An 18,304-nucleotide genomic window follows, 5' to 3' on the forward strand; every position below is an offset into this window, starting at 1 on the left:
AGTACGTCCGATGACGTCGGACAGGTTGCCACGCGAACGGCGCATATCCGGTCATTCGGCTTGCGTGGCGCCCGGGCACCCCGGAGGGTCGAACCCATGAAGGGCATCAGCTACACACGCTACGGCGGACCCGAGGTACTCGCATTCGGCGAGGTGAGCGATCCGAAACTCGGGCCGGACGCGGTGCTCGTGAAGGTGCGGGCGGCGGCCGTCAACCCCGTGGACTGGAAGTGCCGGGAGGGCCATCTCGACGGCATTTTCGAGGCCGTGTTCCCGGTGGTGCCCGGCTGGGACGTCTCCGGCGTGGTGGTGCAACCCGGGGTGTCCGTCACGGAGTTCGCCGTCGGGGACGAGGTCATCGGGTACGTCCGGGAGGACTTCCTCTCCCGTGGCACCTTCGCGGAGTACGTCGCCGCCCCCGTACGCACCCTGGCGCGCAAGCCGCGCAACCTCTCCTACGAGGAGGCTGCCGGGCTGCCCCTGGCCGGACTGACCGCCTACCAGGTGCTGGTGAAGGCCATCCAGGTGAAGCGCGGGGAGACCGTGCTCGTGCACGCGGCGGCCGGCGGCGTCGGCTCGATCGCCGTCCAGCTCGCCCGCCATCTCGGGGCCCGGGTCATCGGCACGGCGAGCGAGTCCAACCATGACTTCGTACGCTCGCTCGGCGGTGAACCCGTGCAGTACGGCGACGGTCTGGCCGAGCGGGTGCGCGGGCTGGCGCCCGAGGGCGTGGACGCGGCGTTCGACACCGTCGGCGGTGAGGCGGTGAAGGTCTCGGCGAACCTGCTGGCACCCGAGGGCCGCCTGGTCTCGATCGCCGACGCGGACGTCTTCGACTACGGCGGCCGCTACTACTGGGTCCGCCCCGACGCCGAGGACCTGCTGCGGCTGTCCGAGCTCGCGGAACAGGGCGTGGTGTCGGTGCATGTGTCCGAGACGCTCCCACTGGAGCGCGCGGCCGACGCGCATCGGCTGAGCGAGGGCGGCCGGACCCGGGGGAAGATCGTGGTGACGGTGGACTGGGAGGCGGAGGACACGCCCTGAGAGGGTTGGGCGCGCCCTGAAAGAGAGGGCTGGGCAGCGCCCCGTAAGGGGCGCGGGGAACTGCGCGACCAGCCACGACGAATCCGCAGACAAACGACGGCCTAGAAGACCACCGCAGCCGCACACGCCGCCAGTGCGACCGTGCACAGGACCGCCGCCGCGGCCTGTCGGGGAGTGAGGGCCACGGGGGCGGGCGCTGAGGCGAGGGTGTGGATTCGACGGTGGGCGACGAGCAGGAAGCCCAGCCAGAGGGCGACGCACAGGGCGCAGACGAGGACGCCGGGCACCGTTGCGCCGCCGTGCAGCGCGGTCTTCACGGCAAGCACGGCGGCGACGGTGCCTGAGAGCGTGGTACGCCGCCAGGCGAGGCGAGTGCGCTCGGGCTGGAGACCGGGGTCCCTGGCCGGCTCGGCCGTCACCCTTCCCAGCCGACCAGTACGACGACGACCATCGCGAGGGCCACGACCGCGACGACGAGGCTCAGCACCGCCGGGAACCGTGACACCGGCAGATCCTCGCCCTTGCGCATGGCCCGCTCGCAGCGCATCCAGTGGTTGACCGCGCGCAGCGAGCACAGCACGCCCGCCGCGAGCAGCGCCAGCGCCAGCCCGACGCGCCAGCCCCAGCGCAGATCCGGCAGGAACTGGTCCACCGCGAAGCCGCCGCCGATCAGTGCGAGGGCGGTCCGCAGCCAGGCCAGAAACGTGCGTTCGTTCGCCAGCGAGAAACGGTAGTCGGGGGTGGTGCCTTCTTCGCGGATCTCCTGTGGGGCGAGCCAGAGCCGGACGTTCCGAGCGAGATCGATCACGTTCAGGACGATACCGGGGCGCTCCGCTGGGCTTGAGCCGGGTCGTGCGGGTGGGCTGTCGTCCCTGGGGGCTGCGCCCCCAGACCCCCGCTTCGGCCTGGACGGCCTCGTCCTCAAGCGCCGGACGGGCTGCCTTGATGCCGGTCGGCGTGATCAGTTCACCGACTTGAACGCCCTCAGCCGTTCATACGCCGCCAACCCGTCCGGCACCCACTCCCACTCCGTCAGGCGTCGCTCCACCTCCGCCTCCGGCAGGAAGTCGTGCCAGGCCACCTCCTCGACCTGCGGCTGCACCGGGAGGTCGCAGCGGACCTCGTACACCGCCGACCACCAGCTCTGGCCGGCGCCGTTGTCGTACAGGAACTTGAACAGGAACTCGGGGCGCGGGAGACCGGAGACGCCGAGTTCCTCCTCGGCCTCGCGCAGGGCGGCGGCGTCGTAGGACTCGCCCGCGCCGACGACTCCGCCGACGAACATGTCGTAGAGGGACGGGAAGACCAGCTTGGTCGGGGTGCGGCGGTGGACGAAGAGGCGGCCGGTGGCGTCGCGGGCCTGGATGAAGACGCAGCGGTGGCGCAGTCCGCGGGCATAGGCCTCGCCGCGCGGGGACTCGTCGATGACCTGGTCGTTCTCGTCGACGATGTCGAGGATTTCGTCAGCAGCGTTCATGTCGCCAATAAATCAGCTCGGCGGCTTCCGCAGAATCAGCTGCTCGGCTGTAGCTTCCGCGCCGGCTCCCGCACCGCCGCTCCGGACGGCATCGCCGGGTGCATTCCCAGCAGGATGATGCCGACCACGATGGCCGCGAGGCCCGCCGCCTCCCAGGCCAGCGCTCCCGGGTCGGTGCGCAGCTGGTCGCCGAGGAAGCCCACCCCGCAGGCGATGCCGGCCAGCGGCTGGGCCGCGGTCAGGGCGGGCAGCGACATCCGCAGGGACGCCGTCTCGAACGCGCTCTGCACCAGGACGAGCCCGGTGACGCCGAGCGCCAGCACGGCGTACGGCTGCCAGCCGGTCAGCAGCTCGACCAGCCCGCCCTCGGAGAAGCGCTGGCCGCTCACCCGGGTCAGGGCGTCCTGCACGCCGTACAGCAGACCGGCGGCCACGGCGAGGAGCGCCGGGCCCGAGCTCAGCCGGGAACGCTTCGCGTACGTCGTGAGCAGCAGCGCGAGTCCGACCATCACGCCGATGATCAGCCAGTGGCGCACGGGGTCGCTGATCGCGGTGCCGCCGGTCGGCTGGCCCGCGACGATGAACGCGGTCACGCCGCCGGCGAGCAGTGCGAGGCCCGCCCAGCCCTGGCGGCCCAGTGACTGCTTGGTCTGGCGGCGGGACAGGGCCATCGCGAACAGCAGATTCGTCGCGAGCAGCGGCTCCACCAGGGAGATCTCGCCGTGGCCCAGCGCGATCGCGCCGAGCGCCATACCGGCCACCATCAGACCCAGGCCGCCCAGCCAGCGCGGCACCTTCATCAGGTCCAGGAGGAGCCGGGGGGAGAGAAAGTCGTTCAGGGGTGCTCGCTGGGCCGCGTTCTGCTGGAGCACGAAGCCGAAGCCCAGGCAGCAGGCGGCACTCACGGCGAGTATCAGAACCTGAAGCGACACGCTGCGTACCTCGATCGTTCGGCCGGGCCGGGGGCTGCGTCTGGCCGACTGTAGTGCCCCAGGGCCCGGTGTGCCCCTGGGAGTGCCCGATCCGGGCAGTGGACTCGGTCACGGCACCCTGTCGATCAAGGGCGGTCGCACGACCGTCCCGCCATGGTCCGATGCCTGGACGAGTCACGCTATGGCGTACGCCACAGTCAAGGGTCGCGGAGTGGCGATCATGCGGTGGTCTCGGTTGATCGGTAAACCACAAGTGTCTCTTCCGTAACAGGAGTTGACGCGTGTAAGAGTTGTGCGGGTCTTGACGCGATCCATTGGCTGGGGGTTTGCTGTCCGTGATCACTCGATGGCAAGCCGAAATCACTCGGCGGTGAGCTGAACCACCCCATGGCAAGCCGAGACCCGAGACCGACGACAAGCCGCGCTGAGGCGTGCCGAGCCGACACAAGCGCATGAGGAAGTTCCCGCGGTGCCCCCACCTCCGCCACCCCTCGGCCGCGCCCGAAGACGCGCTGCCCAGGCCTTCGACGCGGCCCTCGACGACGCCGAACTCGCCACCGCCCGCGCCGCGTTGGGCCAAGGACGCTGGCAGGCCGCCCGCTCGCTGCTCGCGTACACGGGCGACGACTTCGACCGCCGCGGCCACCGCGTCACCGTCCTCGCCCAGGAGTCGTACAGCGCTGCCTGGGCCCGCGACTGGCTGCTCGCCGAACCCGACTCCGCCGACGCCTGTGTCCTGCTGGCTCTGTCACTGGTCCAGCGCGCCCTGCGGGGCAAGGACAAGCCGGTCCGTGCCCGTGAGGCCTGCCGGTCCGCCGCCGCGCTCGCGCCCGGCGATCCCACGCCGTGGCTCGGCCTGCTCATGCTCGAGCGCCGCTTCGGGGCCGAGGAGGAGGCGCTCCGGCTGTTCGGCGAGATCCGCGGCCGGTACGCCGACCACCACCACGCCCACCATCTGATGGTCGCCCGGCTCGCCGAGCGCCACGCCGCCGCAGGGCCCGACCCACTGCACGAGGTCTACGACTTCGCCGCCCACTGCGCCGAGCAGGCCCCCGCGGACTCTCCGCTGGCGATCCTCCCGGTCGTCGCGCACGCCGAGCGGTACCGCGCGCTGGCCGCCGCCGGTCATGTGCCCGCCGACCCGGCCGCCTCCGGTCACTGGTCCGGGCGCCGGGCCCGGCAGGTGATGAAGGCCGGCTTCGACTGGTGGCTGGAGTGGGAGCACGAGGGCCATCCACGCCGTCTGGTCGACCTGAACTTCCTCGCCCACGCCAAGGTCTGCGAAGGCCGCGGCGCCGAGGCCGCCGCCCTGTTCCACCGCATCGGCGAGCACGCCGCCCCCGACCCGTGGTCGTACCCGGACCGCGACCCGCACGCCGCCTTCCGAGCCGCCCGCGCCACCGCACTCGGCACGGCGTGACCCCGTACCGCCCCATGAGTCCCCATGAGTCCCTACCAGGAAGGACGGCCCCGATGACGACGGGCAGTTCGCACACGAGCACCGCCCCCGACGGCGGCATCAGCACCTTCAAGGGGCAGGAACGCGCCCTGCGCGCCGACCGTCTCGGCACTGGCGGCCTGCTGCTCTCCGTCCTCGCCGCGACCGCCCCTCTCATGGTGGTCGCGGGTGTCATGCCCACCACATTCGCGGTGATGGGCATTGTCGGACAGCCGCTGCTCTTCGTCGTGCTCGGCGTGGTGCTCGTCCTCTTCGGCATCGGGTACGCCGAGATGAGCCGCCACGTCCACAACGCGGGCGCCTTCTACGCCTATATCTCCCGCGGCCTCGGCGGCACCGCCGGAGCGGCCGCCGCCCTGGTCGCCCTCGTCGCCTACAACGCCCTCCAGGTCGGCATCTACGGCATCTTCGGCTTCGAGGTCTCGGGCCTCTTCGCCACCTACGCCGACCTGGAGGTCGCCTGGTGGATACCGGCGCTGGCGGCCGTGGCCGCCGTCGGGGCGCTGGGCTGGCTGAAGATCGACGTCAACGCGCGCGTGCTCGGCGTGCTGCTGATCGTCGAGGTGGCCCTGGTCGTCGTCTTCGACATCGCCGCCGTCGCCGACCCGGCGGGGGAGGGGCTGTCCCTGCACGCCTTCAACCCGGACACGCTCAGCGGCGCCGGAGTCGGCACCGCCCTCTGCTTCTGCATCGCGGCCTTCCTCGGCTTCGAGCAGGCGCCCGTGTACGCCGAGGAGACCAGCAGGCCGCACGTCCTCGTGCCGCGCGTGATGTTCCTCGCCGTCGGTGGCGTCGCCGTCTTCTTCGCGCTCAGCAGCTGGGCGCTCACCGTCGCCGCCGGGCCGTCCGCGATCGTCGGGGCGTCCCGCGAGCAGAGCGCCGGACTGCTGTTCTTCCTCACCGAGGAACGGCTGGGCGGCACCTTCACCGACGTCCTGCACGTTCTGTTCGTGACCGGCATGTTCGCGGCGATGCTCAGCTTCCACAACGTCGTCGCCCGGTACGCCTTCGCCATGGGCCGCGAGGGCCTGCTGCCCGCCGCCTTCGGCCGCACCACCGGCACGAGCGGCGCCCCCGGCACCGGATCGCTGCTCCAAAGCGCCGTGGCCGCCGTGATCGTCATCGCCTTCGCGGTCGCCGACGACAAGCCGTCCGGCGACCCGACCGCGCCCGTCCTGCACCTGTTCACCTGGTTCGGCAACGTCGGCGCCCTCGGCGTGATCGTGCTGATGGCGCTGGCCTCCCTCTCGGTGGTCGTCTTCTTCGCCCGGCGCGGCGCCGCCGGCACCCAGGCCTGGCGGCTGGTCACCTCCGCGCTGGCCGGGATCGCCCTGCTCGTGATCGCCGTCTACACGGTCAGGGACTTCGACGTCCTGGTCGGCGCCGGCCCCGACTCGGCCCTCAGCTGGGCGCTCCCCGGCATCATCGGCGCCGCCCTCGTCATCGGCCTCGTCCAGGGCCTGCTGCTGCGCTCCCGCGCCCCCGAGACCCACGCCCGCATCGGCCTCGGCAACGAGGCGTTCCAGCTGGACAAGGCGGCGGAGGCCACCGACTGAGCCGTACCGGTACGTAAGAAGTGATTACGGAACCCTGACGAGCACCCGCGATCCCTGGCCCCGCAGGGCCCGCGGGTGCTCGAATGGATGAGTGAACCCCGAACCGTCCGAACAGCCCGAGGAACGCGGCAAGCCGATCGGCCGCCGTGTCCTCCTCGGCACCCTCGGCCTGGGTGCCCTGGGCGTGGTCGCCGCGCCCGGCCTGCAACGCGGCCTGGAGTCCTTCCTCGGCAGCGCGGCCGACAAGGACCCCACCGGCCTGACCGGTCTGCTCCCGAACGGCGGCGGCTTCCGCTACTACTCGGTCGCGTCCTCCGTACCCCACAAGGACGACGGGAACTACCGGCTCACCGTCGACGGCCTGGTCGACCGCCCGAAGACCTACACCCTGGCCGATCTGCGGGCCCTGCCGCAGACCCGGATGGTCAAGGACGTGCAGTGCGTCACCGGCTGGCGCGTCCCGCACACCCCCTTCGAGGGGGTACGTCTGTCCCGGCTGCTGGACGCCGCGGGAGCGCGCCCCACGGCCGGGGCGGTCCGGTTCACCTGCTTCGACGGCACGTACACGGAGAGCCTCACCCTCGACCAGGCCCGCCGCGCGGACGTCCTGGTCGCCCTGCGTATGCAGGACAAGGACCTGGGCCACTCCCACGGCGGCCCGGTCCGTCTGTATGTCGCCCCCATGTACTTCTACAAGTCGGCCAAGTGGCTCTCCGGCATCACCCTCACCGACGAGGTGGAGCCCGGCTACTGGGAGGAGCGCGGCTACGACGTCGACGCCTGGGTCGGCCGCTCGAACGGACGCGACGATGAGCCTACGAGCTGAGGCGCCCCCCACCGCACGGGTCCGCCGGTTCGGCCGGGCCCAACGGTGGGTGCACCGGCTGACCGCCGCGCTGATGGGTGTGTGCGTGGTGACGGCGGCCTGTCTCTACCTCCCCCAACTCGCCGAACTCGTCGGCCGCCGCGAGCTGGTGGTCCGTATCCACGAGTGGGCCGGACTCGCCCTCCCCGTCCCGGTGCTGGCCGGTCTCGTCTCCCGCGCCTTCCGCGCCGACCTGCGCTTCCTGAACCGCTTCGGACCGCACGACCGGGTCTGGCTGCGCGCGGCACTGCACCGCGACAAGCGGACGTCGGCCCGCCCGGCGGGCAAGTTCAACGCCGGACAGAAGGTCTACGCCGCCTGGATCTCGGGCGCCACGCTGGTGATGCTCGGCACGGGGCTGATCATGTGGTTCACCCACCTCACCCCGCTGATGTGGCGGACCAGCGCGACCTTCGTCCACGACTGGCTCGCCCTCACCATCGGCATCGTCCTCGCCGGCCACATCGGCATGGCGCTGGCGGACCCGGAGGCCCGGCGCGGTCTGCGCACGGGGTCGGTCTCGCGGGAGTGGGCGGACCGGGAGCACCCCCTCTGGCGTCCGTGACGGCGGTCGCTCACAGGGACGGACCGGTCGAGGCGGTGCTCGGTGACTCGACCGGCGAAGGACTGGCGGAGCTGCCGGGGGCGACGAGGGTGAAGGCGTCGTCCAGCCTCGCCGTCCCGCCGTACGTGACGCTCACGGCGGCGCTCTGCGGATAGGTGCCCGACGGCGGAACCGGGACGACGACGTCGAAGGTCAACCGGTCGCGCGGCTCGGCCCCGTGGTCCTGCTGCACGGCAGCGAGCGCAGGCGCTCCGGCGACGGTCACACCCCTCAGTCCGCTCAGCAGTTCCGCCTTGTCGAAGTAGAGGCCGCCGACCCGGACGGTGATCGTGTCACCCGGCTTGGCCTCGCCGTCCGCGCCCACGTCCACGGAGACGATCCGGAAGTCGCAGACGCCGCCGCCTTTGTCCGAGGACGGCGTCAACCGCACGGTGGTGGACGGGTGTTGCCGGTGGAACCGCAGGACTCCGCCGAGTACGGCGTGGGCGGCGCGTGCCTTGCAACCGGTGAGCCTGCCCTGGAGCGCGGCGTAGTCGGCGGCCGCGGTCTCCCAGTCGCCGCCCTGCCCTTGTGCGGCCTTGCACACCTCGGCGAGTGCGCGGACCACGCGCCAGTCGTCGTCCGGCGGTTCGGCCGGGATCAGCTTGGCGGTGGCCCCGCACTTCTCGGGGTGTTCACCGAGCGCGTCGTAGACACTCTCCGGGTCGGCGGTCCGGTCACTGTCGGGCGACTTCGGCCCCCAGGGCAGCCAGCGGGGAGTCTCGACCGGCCCGCCCCCGCCGCTGGAGCCGCCGCTCCCGCCCGAGCCACCGGAACCGCCCGATCCGCTTGAACTCCCGGATGCACCGGACCCGTTGGTTCCCCCGGAACCGTCGGTCCCACCGGTCGCGCTGTCACCACCGCCCCCACCATCGGGCCGCCACATCGGCGTGTTCCCGACGGGCCCGCCCGTATCGCTCGTCCCACCGTCGCCCCGACCGCCGCTCGATACCCCGCCCGAGACACTCGTGCCCCCACCGCCGGAGCCGCCCGCGGCGCCGTTCCCGTCCCCGCCGCACGCCGCGGCCGTCGCGATCGCCAGTGCTCCGGCGATCAACAGCCCAGATATGCGCGCCCCGAGTGATACCGCCATGCCGCCCCCGATGCCATCAGCCCCGGGCGTGACCCAGTAGGCCTGAGCTCCGGAGGTCTCCCCATGATGGGACGCGCGCTCCCGTCCGGGAAGCGGATTGCCCCAGGCTGCTAAAGCTGGGACAAACCGGAACTCAAGAGGCGAAGCCGAGCAGAACCTTGCACGACCGGCTCCGGTCCGCCGCGAGGGCAAACGCCGACTTGGCCTCCCGGACCGGCACCACCGCACTCACCAGCCCGTCGAACGACGGCTCGGCCGCAGCCCTAAGGAGGCTGGGGCCGACCTGCGCCGTTTCGGCACCCCGAGAGGTGAACAGGAATTCCTGCCTCGAATGTGTGACCTTTGCGGGCGGGCCTCGTTGGACGCCATGACGGGGCCATCGGGGCGGAGTTGGGCGGGGGCGGGACAGTGGGAGGGCTGCGTACGATCGCTGCGCCATTCGTGGCGTCCGCACCGGCGACGGACGGCACCGCCCCTGCATGACCGGAGTGATCGTGCAGGGCATCGGACCGCCCAGGCCTCATCGGGGATCTTTGGGCGTGAGGAACCCCGCCCCCGCATGCCCGGACCACGGACGAGATCCGTGCGGGCCGGATGCGGAGCGAACGCGGGGAACCAGAACGCCCAACATTGTTCGGGGTGTTCGGCTGAGCATGAGCCCTGGCGCCCGGACTCGCTCCCGCTCAGTCTCTAGGAACCGTGAGCCGTCATCCTCGTACGCCTCCTACGCCTCCTAAATCACCAGGGAGAGAAGCAGGACGAATCCTCCCGCGACCACCGAGATGATCGTCTCCATGACCGACCAGGTCTTGATGGTCTGGCCGACGTCGAGGCCGAAGTACTCCTTCACCAGCCAGAAGCCGGCGTCGTTGACATGGCTGAAGAAGAGCGAGCCGGCGCCGATGGCGAGGACGAGCAGGGCGGTCTCCCCGGTCGACATGCCGACCGCGAGCGGGGCGACCAGGCCGGCCGCCGAGATCGTCGCCACCGTCGCCGAACCGGTCGCCAGACGGATCGCCACCGCGATCAGCCAGGCCAGCAGCAGGGCCGGGATCGACCAGTCCTCGGAGATCTCCAGGATCATCTGGCCCACGCCGGAGTCGATCAGCGTCTGCTTGAAGCCGCCGCCCGCGCCGACGATCAGCAGGATGCCCGCGATGGGCGCGAGGCCCTTCTCGACGAGCCCCGAGACCCGGTCCTTGCCGAACCCGGCGGGCCGCAGCAGCGTGAAGATGCCGAGGAGCACGGAGGCGAGCAGGGCGATCAGCGGGGAGCCGATGACGTCGAAGACGCGCTGCGTGGTGTTCTCGGGGTCGTCGATGACGATGTCGACGAGTGCCTTGGAGAGCATCAGGACCACCGGCAGCAGCATGGTGGCGAGGGTCGCGCCGAAGCTCGGGCGCTTCTCCAGCTCCTCGGAAGCGCGCTGCGGGATCATGCGATCCGGGGCCGGGACATCCACCCAGCGGGCCGCGACCTTCGAGAACAGCGGTCCGGCGATGATCACCGTCGGTATGGCGACCAGGACACCCAGCGCCAGCGTGACACCCAGGTTGGCCTTGACCGCGTCGATCGCGACCAGCGGGCCGGGGTGCGGCGGAACCAGGCCGTGCATCACGGACAGACCCGCGAGCGCCGGGATGCCGATGCGCATCAGGGAGTAGTTGCCGCGTTTGGCGACCATCAGCACGACCGGGATCAGCAGGACGACGCCGACCTCGAAGAACAGCGGCAGACCGATCACCGAGGCGATCAGCACCATCGCCCACGGCATCGAACGGCCGCCGGCCTTGGCGAGGATCGTGTCGACGATCTCGTCCGCGCCACCGGAGTCGGCGAGCATCTTGCCGAGGATCGCACCCAGCGCGATCAGCACACCCACGCCCGCGACCGTGGTCCCGAGCCCGGTGGTGAAGCTCGCGATCGCCTTGTCCAGCGGCGCCCCGGCGAACGCGCCGAGCGCCAGCGAGCCGATGGTCAGGGACAGGAAGGCGTGCAGCTTGAACTTGGTGATGAGCAGGACGATGACGGCGATGCCCGCCAGTACGGCTATGCCCAGCTGAGCGTGGCCGGCCGAGGTGATGGGCTCGACGGTGTCCGCTGCCAGCAGCTCGGCGTTGAGTCTGGTCACGGGAGTTCCCTTGCAGGTACGGGGGGATGGGGGAAGGTGCGTGGGGGGGGTTAGGGGGTCGGCTCGGGGAGAGCCGTGAGAGCGGTCATGGCCCGTTCGGTGATCTCCTCGGGGCTGCCGGAGACGTCGACCGCGACGCCCGCCTCGTCCGGCTGGAGCGGCTGGAGCGTGGCGAACTGGGAGTCGAGGAGCGCCGTCGGCATGAAGTGCCCCTGGCGGTGCGCCATCCGGTCCTCGATGAGGGCACGGTCGCCGGTGAGGTGCACGAAGACGATGCCGGGGCCCGCGGCCCGCAGCCGGTCGCGGTACGACCGCTTCAGCGCGGAGCTGCTGACCACCCCGCCGAGTCCCGCCCGCCCGTGTGCCCAGGCGCCGATGGCGTCCAGCCACGGCCACCGGTCCTCGTCGGTGAGCGGGATGCCGGCCGACATCTTGGTGATGTTGGCCGGCGGGTGGAAGTCGTCGCCCTCGGCGTAGGGGACGCCGAGCCGGGCGGCGAGCAGGGGACCGATGGTGGTCTTGCCGGTGCCCGCGACGCCCATGACCACGACGACATGGGGGGTACTCATCGCTGCCTCACTTGCTTGCTGCTGTCCTCGTCGACACGTGCCTCGAAAAATCTCACCGAACTGAAACCCATTAGGTACGACGAATTCAAGAGTCTGTGACAAATAAGTCTGACTTTTTCTTCCCGTGATCCGGCCCGTACTCTGTGTGCATGAGCACATCGGGTCGAGGGCTGCACGGCCGCGTACTGGAAGCCCTCGGCCCCGCGATCACCGCGGGGGAGTACCCGCCGGGCAGCGTCCTGCGCACGGACGAACTGTCCCAGCGGTTCGACGTCTCACGCTCCGTGATGCGCGAGGCCGTCCGCGTCCTCGAATCCATGCATCTGGTCGAGTCCCGCCGCCGCGTGGGCGTCACGGTCCGCCCCAAGGCCGAGTGGAATGTCTACGACCCTCAGGTCATCCGCTGGCGGCTGGCCGGCGCCGACCGCCCCCAGCAACTGCGCTCGCTCACCGTGCTGCGCTCGGCGATCGAACCGGTCGCCGCGGGCCTCGCCGCCAAGCACGCCACCGCCGACCAGTGCGCCGAACTCACCGAGTGCGCCCTGGGGATGGTCGCCCACTCCAAGGGGCACCAACTGGAGGGCTACCTCCGCCACGACGTGGCCTTCCACCGGGTGATCCTCAACGCCTCCGGCAACGAGATGTTCGCCCGCCTCGGGGACGTCGTCGCCGAGGTCCTCACCGGCCGCACCCAGCACGAGGTCATGTTCGAGGACCCCGACCCGGCCGCCGTCACCCTGCACGTCCAGGTCGCGGAGGCGGTCCGCGCGGGCGACGCGGTCCGCGCCGAGCACCTCACCCGGGAGATCACCGAGGGCGCGCTCCAGGAGCTGGACATCCTCGCCCCGTAGCGCCGGTCGGTCGGCGCCGGTCAGTCGAGGAACTCCCCGTCGACGTACACCCACGCCCCCTCCACCCGCTCGAACCGGCTCCGCTCGTGCAGCGACCCGCCCCGGAACGAGGCGCGGAAGGTCACGGTCCCGGCGGAGTGGAACGCCGATCCCTCGCCGGTGCCGAGGATCTCCAGTCCCGTCCACTTCATCGCCGGATCGAGGTCGACCCGCGCGGGCCGGGTCCGGGGATGCCAGGTGCGCAGTAGGTACGCCTCGTCCCGTTGCGTAAAAGCGCTGTAACGCGACCGCATCAGAGCCTCGGCGGTCGGTGCCGTCATGTCACCCCGATGAAATCGGCCACAGCACTTCTCGTACGTCTCCGCAAGACCGCACGGGCAGGGGAGGGGGCGCGCGGCGGTGGAGGTGCGCTGTTGCCGGTGAGCCGGGTTGCGTCGGGACATGCCTCCATTCTGCTGGAACAGTGACTGTGGAGATTCTGTGGATCACCCGTTCCGACACGCGCACATGGTGTGCGAGTCATGTTCGGTGCCCTTCATGGAAACTCCTTCAGGGCTGGCGTGAACACGTCTTGCTTCAGCAACTGCCTACTCACCAAGGTGGGTTGAGCACTTGAGCATCAGGAGTCACAAGCGAGCTGCTTGGCCCGGACGGCCGTCCGCCCGGGAACTGACGGGGGAAAACTGATGCGGTGTCCGTGGACCGGTTGCGTCGTCTCGCGCCGGGGGCCTCCGCGTGCGCCGGAAAACAGATCTCACCCTCTGCCGCCTCTTGGTGCCTTTCACCTGGTGCCTGAGAAGGGATAGGAGGGGGAATGCCGACGAATGCAGTGAGCGCCGCCAGGCCGACGTACCCGGGCGTCTACGTCGAAGAGCTTCCCAGCAGCACCCGCACGGTCTCCGCCGTGACCACCTCGGTGACCGCCTTCGTGGGTCACACGCGGCGCGGTCCGCTGAACGAGCCGGTGCGGGTCACCGGCTTCGCCGAGTTCGAGCGGCGTTTCGGCGGGCTGAGTTCGCAGAGCGCCGTCGCGTACGCGGTGCACCAGTTCTTCGGCAACGGCGGCACGGTCGCCGTGATCGTCCGGGTCGCGAAGGCGGGCAGCGGCAAGGCCGCATGCGTCGTGCTGGAGTCCACCGAGGGTCGCAGCGAGAACCGGGTCCTGGAAGTCCACGCCAAGGAACCCGGCGTGTGGGGCAACGGCCTGCGCGTCGCCGTCGACTACGACACGCCCCACCCCGACGAGACCTTCAACCTGCGGGTGTACGACGCCAAGGGCGACGCCCGCGAGAGCTTCACCGGCCTGTCCATGGACACGTCGCACGGCCGGTACGCGCCGACCGTGATCAACGCCGGCTCGCGGCTCATCCGGGTCGAGGCCGTCGGTGAGGGCCGCCCGGATCCGTCCGGCACCGTCTCCAAGCCGTTCGGCGACGAACTGCCCGACCTGGCCGTCGACTTGACCGTCAAGATCGGCGATGTGGAGCGCGAGTTCACGCTCTACGACCCCGACTGTGACGGCGAAGCCCCGTGCACCGTCGCCGAGTTGGCGCTGCTGCTCGAACGCAAGCTGCGGGCCCTGCCCGACGCCCCCGGCAAGCACGCCTTCGCGGGCGCCGAGGTCACCGCGTTCGGCCGCCGTATCCAGGTCGTCGCCGGCTCCACGGACCCCGAGGACGTCGTCCGCTTCCTCGGCGAGTGCGCCAACGACCTGGGCCTGGAGGCCTCGGTCAACCCGCCGGTGTTCCCGCTGGAGGGCGGCGAGGACGGGGAGGCTCCGGGACCGCGTGACCTCATCGGCTCCGAGGCCGACAAGACCGGCATCCAGGCGCTGCGCGGCGTGGCCGACGTCAATCTGCTGGCGCTGCCCGAACTGGCGGCGTACGAGAAGACCGAGGACATGGTCACCGTCGTCTCGGCGGCCCAGCGGCTGTGCCAGGAGCGGCGGATCTTCCTGCTCGTCGACGCGCCGAGCACCTGGGTGAGCGTGGACAGTGCCCGCGCCGGGCTCGCCGCCTTCGACGCCGTCCGCGGCAACCACGCCGGTGTGTACTTCCCGCACCTCCAGATCACCGACCCGCTCACCGGGCGGCTGCGCGCCTTCCCGCCGTCCGGCGCGGTCGCCGGCGTCATCGCGCGCACCGACTCCGAGCGCGGCGTGTGGAAGGCACCGGCCGGCACCGAGGCGCGGCTCGCGGGCGTGCGCTCGCTCACGGTCGACCTGACCGACCGCGAGACCGGGCTGCTCAACCCGCTCGGCGTCAACTGCCTGCGCACCTTCCCGCTGACCGGCCCGACGGTGTGGGGCGCGCGCACGCTGGAGGGCTCAGACGCGCTGGACAGCGAGTGGAAGTACGTTCCCGTGCGGCGGCTCGCGCTGCACGTGGAGGAGAGCCTCCAACGCGGCCTCCAGTGGGTCGTGTTCGAGCCCAACGACGAGTCCCTGTGGCAGCAGATCCGCCTCAGCGCCTCCTCGTATCTGCACACGTTGTTCCGTCAGGGCGCCTTCAAGGGGACTACGCCGCGCGAGGCGTACTTCGTCAAGTGCGACCACGAGACCACCACCGACGAGGACATCGCGAACGGCGTCGTCAACGTCCTGGTGGGCATCGCGCCGGTCCGTCCGGCCGAGTTCGTGATCGTCAGGATCCAGCAGACGTCCGGGCAGTTCGAGCTCTAAGGAATCCAGAGGACATTTCGATGGCAGAGTTCACGGTCAACGCCCATCGTTTCGACCCGTACAAGAACTTCAAGTTCCTGGTCCTCTGGGACGGTCGTACGGTCGCGGGCATCAGCAAGATCAGTCCGCTCAAGCGGACGACGGAGGTAGTCAAGCACCGGCACGGCGGCGACCCCTCGTCGCCGCGCAAGTCGCCGGGCCGCTCGGAGTTCGAGGGCATCACCCTGGAGCGCGGGGTCACCCACGACCCCGAGTTCGACCGCTGGGCCAACAAGGTCTGGCAGGTCGGCGCGGGCCTCGGCTCGGAGGTGTCGCTCGCGGACTTCCGCAAGGACATCGTGATCCAGGTCCTCAACGAGGCCGGCCAGGTCGCCGTCTCGCACAAGCTCTACCGGACCTGGCCCAGCGAGTACCAGGTCCTCGGCGAACTCGACGCCAACGCCAACGCGGTGGCCATCCAGTCGCTGAAGCTCGAGTGCGAGGGCTGGGAGCGGGACTACGAGGTGCCCGAGCCGGAGGAGCCCTCGTTCCTCAACCCGGCCTGAGCATCTGAGAGTTGGGGGACATGGTGACAACGGGGGCGGCCGAGCTGCTGGCCACCTGGGAGGCCGGGCTCGGCGCGGCGCCGGCCGGGCGCGCGCTGCTGCTGCACCGCACCGCGCGCCCGGACCTCGACGCCGGGGCATTGCCGCAGCTCCCGGTGGGCGCGCGGGAGACGGACCTGTTCACGCTGCGCCGGGCGCTGTTCGGCGAGCGGATGCAGGTGCGCCTGGCGTGCGTGGCGTGCGGCGAGGACATGGAGTTCGACCTGGACGCCGCGGAAATCGCCGGAAACCTCGGCGGGCACGAGGACCACCTGAGCAGTCGAGTGAAGTCCGCGACGGTTCGGCAGCGCCCCTTTAGGGGCGCGGGGAACTGCGCGACCAGCCACGACGGCGCCGCAGCCGACGAACAACAGATCGTGGCCCATCCAGCGGAGCGCTTGGTGCGGGTCGCCGAGGGCGGCTGGGAGGTCGAGTTCCGGCTGCCCGGCGTCGCCGACCTGACGGCGGCGGCCCGTGCCGCGGACCCGCGCGGGGCGCTGTTCACGCGGTGCCTCGTCTCGGCCGTGTACGCCGGCGAAGTCCGGCCCGCCGAGGCGCTGCCCGAGCCCGTGCAGCGCCGGATCGCCGAGGCGGTCGAGGCCGCCGACCCGGGGGCCGATGTCTCGCTCAACGTGGCCTGCCCCGAGTGCGGGCAGGCCACCCGGGCGGAGCTGGACATCGCCTCCTACCTCTGGACCGAACTGGACGCCTGGGCACGGGACGTGCTGCTCGACGTCCATCTGCTCGCCACCGCCTACGGCTGGAGCGAGCCGGAGATCCTGGCGCTCAGCCCGCTGCGGCGCCGCTACTACCTGGAGCTGTGTGCGGATGTCTGACGCCGACGGGGCGCCGGTCCCTGACTTCCTCGATCGGCTGATCGCGCGGCACGCCGCCCCGGCCGCGCCGCCGCGTCCGGGCGTGGTGCGGGTACAGCCGCGGCTGCCCGGTCCGTTCGAGCGGATCGAGGCGGTACGGGCCGGAGCGCCTGCCCCGGACGGGACCGACCCGCTGGGGCCCGCCTCGACACCGACGGCCGTACCGCTGCGGGACGTACCGCGCCCGGCGCCCGCTCCGGCCGGGCCGCGCACGGAACGCGAGCTGACCGTCGTACGCACCGAACGGGCGCCCGCCGACCCGGTCGTACGCAGCATCCCTCCGGCCGTGGCCGAGGCACCCCTGCTGCGGCCCGCCACACCGGTCGCGCCGGGCCCGCGTCCGGTGCCGGACGCCGCGCGGCGTACAGCGAGCCAGGGGCGCGCGGACCGGGACACGTCCCAGACCGCGGCGTCCGTACCCATCCCCCCGGGTGCGGACGCCGCTCGCGCCACCGCCGTTTCCGCCGCCCTGCGCCCCAGCGCGGCGGAGACGGCGGCCGCCCGCGACGCCGTACGGCAGGCCGCGGCCCGGCGGCCGGGGCGGGCGGTCGAGCAGGTGGTGCAGGTGCAGATCGGGCGGCTCGAGGTCACCGCGGCGCCCGCCGCGGCCGCCTCCCGGCCGCGGCCGGGGGCGACAGAGCGGCCGGGCGCGACCGTGAGCCTCGCCGACTACCTGGCACGGGGGCACGAGTGAGCCGTACGCCCACAGCAGCAGGACGAGAGAAGCCGAGGAACTGACGTCATGAGCAACGCACTGGCCATCGCCCATGTCACCCAGGCCCTCGCCCTGCTGATCGAGAACAACGTGGGGCCGGAGTTCGGCGAGGCCGTCAAGGTCGAGCCGCGCAAGCCGCCGGCCGACCCGCAGCTGGAGCAGCCCACGATCTCCGTGTTCCTGTACCAGGTCACGCCCAACACCTCGCAGCGGAACAACGATCTGCCGACCAGGGCGACCGACGGCACGCTCGTCAAGCGGCCCGCGGCGGCGCTCGACCTGCACTTCCTGATCAGTGCGTACGGCGACGAGAAGGAACTGGTCGGGCAGCGGCTCATCGGCTCCGTCGTGCGCACGCTGCACGAGATCCCGATCCTGCCGAAGGACGTCATCGAACAGGCCGGTGAGCGGCCGTACCTGGCGGGCAGCGATCTCGCCGAGGCGGCGCAGCGGGTGCGGTTCACGCCGACCGTGATGGACGTCGACGAGACGTCGAAGCTGTGGGGGATGCTCTACCAGACGCCGTACGCGCTGTCGGTCGTCTACCAGGCGGCCCTCGTCTTCATCGACGGCCGCGAGGGCCCGGTCCCGGGCAAGCCGGTGGAGCGGCCCGAGGTGCGCGTGCTGCCGTTCGGGGCGCCGGGCGCGCCGGTCCCACCGGGGGCGGAGCCTGAGGCAACGCCGACCGCTGTGCCGGACACGGCGGTTGTGAAGGCGGAGGCCGAAGTGCCTGCCCCGGCAGGCGCCAAGAAGGCGACGAAGGCTCCCGCGAAGGCTGTCGCCAAGACCGCCGCCAAGTCCCCGGCACGCAGCCGCAGGACGACGACCCGGGCCCCGAAGCCCGCGCAGGACTGAGCCGGCATGGAGAC

Annotated in this window: 19 protein-coding genes and 1 pseudogene; 11 read left to right on the top strand and 9 right to left on the bottom strand. The window is 71.4% G+C overall.

The window, feature by feature from the left end; genetic code table 11:
- Nucleotides 1–96 precede the first annotated feature (96 nt).
- Nucleotides 97–1,044 (top strand): NADP-dependent oxidoreductase, encoded by a 948-nt coding sequence (locus KCH87_RS14390; RefSeq protein WP_210586454.1) that lies wholly within the window; start codon nt 97–99, stop codon nt 1,042–1,044.
- Nucleotides 1,045–1,145: 101 nt separating this feature from the next.
- Here the strand turns inward: KCH87_RS14390 and KCH87_RS14395 are convergent, their stop codons facing one another.
- The 4 genes from KCH87_RS14395 to KCH87_RS14410 all read right to left on the bottom strand — a co-directional run bounded on the left by KCH87_RS14395 (nt 1,146) and on the right by KCH87_RS14410 (nt 3,453).
- The gene (locus KCH87_RS14395; protein WP_210586455.1) at nt 1,146–1,463 is read right to left on the bottom strand and encodes a DUF202 domain-containing protein; all 318 of its coding nucleotides are present in this window, start codon (nt 1,461–1,463) and stop codon (nt 1,146–1,148) included.
- Nucleotides 1,460–1,852 (bottom strand): DUF202 domain-containing protein, encoded by a 393-nt coding sequence (locus KCH87_RS14400; RefSeq protein ID WP_210586456.1) that lies wholly within the window; start codon nt 1,850–1,852, stop codon nt 1,460–1,462. Before KCH87_RS14400 ends, KCH87_RS14395 begins: the two co-directional genes overlap by 4 nt.
- A 153-nt stretch (nt 1,853–2,005) precedes the next feature.
- Nucleotides 2,006–2,521: an NUDIX hydrolase gene (locus KCH87_RS14405; protein ID WP_210586457.1), complete on the bottom strand. Its 516-nt coding sequence runs from the start codon at nt 2,519–2,521 to the stop codon at nt 2,006–2,008.
- 35 nt (nt 2,522–2,556) lie between these two features.
- Nucleotides 2,557–3,453: a DMT family transporter gene (locus tag KCH87_RS14410; protein ID WP_210586458.1), complete on the bottom strand. Its 897-nt coding sequence runs from the start codon at nt 3,451–3,453 to the stop codon at nt 2,557–2,559.
- A 469-nt stretch (nt 3,454–3,922) separates the two neighbouring features.
- On the opposite strand from KCH87_RS14410, the gene KCH87_RS14415 reads away from it, so the two are divergent.
- From KCH87_RS14415 to KCH87_RS14430, 4 genes are all read left to right on the top strand, one after another.
- The gene (locus tag KCH87_RS14415; RefSeq protein WP_210586459.1) at nt 3,923–4,873 is read left to right on the top strand and encodes a hypothetical protein; all 951 of its coding nucleotides are present in this window, start codon (nt 3,923–3,925) and stop codon (nt 4,871–4,873) included.
- A gap of 53 nt (nt 4,874–4,926) precedes the next feature.
- The gene (locus KCH87_RS14420; protein ID WP_210586460.1) at nt 4,927–6,468 is read left to right on the top strand and encodes an APC family permease; all 1,542 of its coding nucleotides are present in this window, start codon (nt 4,927–4,929) and stop codon (nt 6,466–6,468) included.
- A gap of 91 nt (nt 6,469–6,559) precedes the next feature.
- Entirely contained in the window at nt 6,560–7,294 is a 735-nt protein-coding gene (locus KCH87_RS14425) for a molybdopterin-dependent oxidoreductase (RefSeq protein WP_210586461.1), read from the top strand.
- Nucleotides 7,278–7,898, top strand: a complete 621-nt coding sequence (locus tag KCH87_RS14430; protein ID WP_210586462.1) for a cytochrome b/b6 domain-containing protein — start codon at nt 7,278–7,280, stop codon at nt 7,896–7,898. The genes KCH87_RS14425 and KCH87_RS14430 overlap by 17 nt, the downstream gene beginning before the upstream one ends.
- 10 nt (nt 7,899–7,908) lie before the next feature.
- Here the strand turns inward: KCH87_RS14430 and KCH87_RS14435 are convergent, their stop codons facing one another.
- From KCH87_RS14435 to KCH87_RS14445, 4 genes and pseudogenes are all read right to left on the bottom strand, one after another.
- Nucleotides 7,909–9,030, bottom strand: coding sequence for a hypothetical protein (locus KCH87_RS14435; RefSeq protein ID WP_210586463.1), 1,122 nt, complete (start codon nt 9,028–9,030; stop codon nt 7,909–7,911).
- A gap of 133 nt (nt 9,031–9,163) precedes the next feature.
- Nucleotides 9,164–9,289, bottom strand: a pseudogene (locus KCH87_RS49030) (L-idonate 5-dehydrogenase); the annotation flags it as partial.
- Between the two features lie 474 nt (nt 9,290–9,763).
- The gene (locus KCH87_RS14440; RefSeq protein ID WP_210586464.1) at nt 9,764–11,161 is read right to left on the bottom strand and encodes a GntP family permease; all 1,398 of its coding nucleotides are present in this window, start codon (nt 11,159–11,161) and stop codon (nt 9,764–9,766) included.
- Nucleotides 11,162–11,211: 50 nt separating this feature from the next.
- Nucleotides 11,212–11,730 (bottom strand): gluconokinase, encoded by a 519-nt coding sequence (locus KCH87_RS14445; RefSeq protein ID WP_210586465.1) that lies wholly within the window; start codon nt 11,728–11,730, stop codon nt 11,212–11,214.
- Between the two features lie 149 nt (nt 11,731–11,879).
- Between KCH87_RS14445 and KCH87_RS14450 the strand changes: the two genes are divergently transcribed.
- Nucleotides 11,880–12,581 (top strand): FadR/GntR family transcriptional regulator, encoded by a 702-nt coding sequence (locus KCH87_RS14450; RefSeq protein ID WP_210586466.1) that lies wholly within the window; start codon nt 11,880–11,882, stop codon nt 12,579–12,581.
- A gap of 20 nt (nt 12,582–12,601) precedes the next feature.
- On the opposite strand, the gene KCH87_RS14455 is transcribed toward KCH87_RS14450, so the two are convergent.
- A complete protein-coding gene (locus KCH87_RS14455) occupies nt 12,602–13,024 on the bottom strand; it encodes a YchJ family protein (protein WP_210586467.1) in 423 nt (140 codons plus the stop codon).
- A gap of 371 nt (nt 13,025–13,395) precedes the next feature.
- Between KCH87_RS14455 and KCH87_RS14460 the strand changes: the two genes are divergently transcribed.
- Genes KCH87_RS14460 through KCH87_RS14480 form a run of 5 tightly spaced genes read left to right on the top strand, consistent with a single transcriptional unit; the run spans nt 13,396 to nt 18,290 of the window.
- Nucleotides 13,396–15,261 carry a phage tail sheath C-terminal domain-containing protein gene (locus KCH87_RS14460; RefSeq protein ID WP_210586468.1) on the top strand — a complete coding sequence of 622 codons (1,866 nt, stop codon included), beginning with the start codon at nt 13,396–13,398 and terminating at the stop codon, nt 15,259–15,261.
- A gap of 20 nt (nt 15,262–15,281) precedes the next feature.
- A complete protein-coding gene (locus tag KCH87_RS14465) occupies nt 15,282–15,806 on the top strand; it encodes a phage tail protein (protein WP_004003113.1) in 525 nt (174 codons plus the stop codon).
- Nucleotides 15,807–15,826: 20 nt separating this feature from the next.
- Entirely contained in the window at nt 15,827–16,681 is an 855-nt protein-coding gene (locus KCH87_RS14470) for a hypothetical protein (protein WP_210586469.1), read from the top strand.
- On the top strand, nt 16,674–17,414 hold the full coding sequence (locus tag KCH87_RS14475) for a hypothetical protein (RefSeq protein WP_210586470.1): 741 nt from the start codon (nt 16,674–16,676) through the stop codon (nt 17,412–17,414). Before KCH87_RS14470 ends, KCH87_RS14475 begins: the two co-directional genes overlap by 8 nt.
- A gap of 48 nt (nt 17,415–17,462) precedes the next feature.
- Complete coding sequence (locus KCH87_RS14480) at nt 17,463–18,290, top strand: DUF4255 domain-containing protein (protein WP_210586471.1); 828 nt, start codon at nt 17,463–17,465, stop codon at nt 18,288–18,290.
- Nucleotides 18,291–18,304 lie beyond the last annotated feature (14 nt).

This window comes from Streptomyces sp. GESEQ-35 (assembly GCF_017948485.1).
GTDB lineage: Bacteria > Actinomycetota > Actinomycetes > Streptomycetales > Streptomycetaceae > Streptomyces.

Bases quoted from the DNA above. Each gene is read 5' to 3' on its own strand.
- KCH87_RS14450 (WP_210586466.1), top strand. From the start codon at position 11,880: ATGAGCACATCGGGTCGAGGGCTGCACGGCCGCGTACTGGAAGCCCTC.
- KCH87_RS14470 (WP_210586469.1), top strand. From the start codon at position 15,827: ATGGTGACAACGGGGGCGGCCGAGCTGCTGGCCACCTGGGAGGCCGGG.
- KCH87_RS14390 (WP_210586454.1), top strand. From the start codon at position 97: ATGAAGGGCATCAGCTACACACGCTACGGCGGACCCGAGGTACTCGCA.
- KCH87_RS14465 (WP_004003113.1), top strand. From the start codon at position 15,282: ATGGCAGAGTTCACGGTCAACGCCCATCGTTTCGACCCGTACAAGAAC.
- KCH87_RS14455 (WP_210586467.1), bottom strand. From the start codon at position 13,024: ATGTCCCGACGCAACCCGGCTCACCGGCAACAGCGCACCTCCACCGCC.
- KCH87_RS14445 (WP_210586465.1), bottom strand. From the start codon at position 11,730: ATGAGTACCCCCCATGTCGTCGTGGTCATGGGCGTCGCGGGCACCGGC.
- KCH87_RS14430 (WP_210586462.1), top strand. From the start codon at position 7,278: ATGAGCCTACGAGCTGAGGCGCCCCCCACCGCACGGGTCCGCCGGTTC.
- KCH87_RS14475 (WP_210586470.1), top strand. From the start codon at position 16,674: ATGTCTGACGCCGACGGGGCGCCGGTCCCTGACTTCCTCGATCGGCTG.
- KCH87_RS14420 (WP_210586460.1), top strand. From the start codon at position 4,927: ATGACGACGGGCAGTTCGCACACGAGCACCGCCCCCGACGGCGGCATC.
- KCH87_RS14405 (WP_210586457.1), bottom strand. From the start codon at position 2,521: ATGAACGCTGCTGACGAAATCCTCGACATCGTCGACGAGAACGACCAG.
- KCH87_RS14460 (WP_210586468.1), top strand. From the start codon at position 13,396: ATGCCGACGAATGCAGTGAGCGCCGCCAGGCCGACGTACCCGGGCGTC.
- KCH87_RS14435 (WP_210586463.1), bottom strand. From the start codon at position 9,030: ATGGCGGTATCACTCGGGGCGCGCATATCTGGGCTGTTGATCGCCGGA.
- KCH87_RS14480 (WP_210586471.1), top strand. From the start codon at position 17,463: ATGAGCAACGCACTGGCCATCGCCCATGTCACCCAGGCCCTCGCCCTG.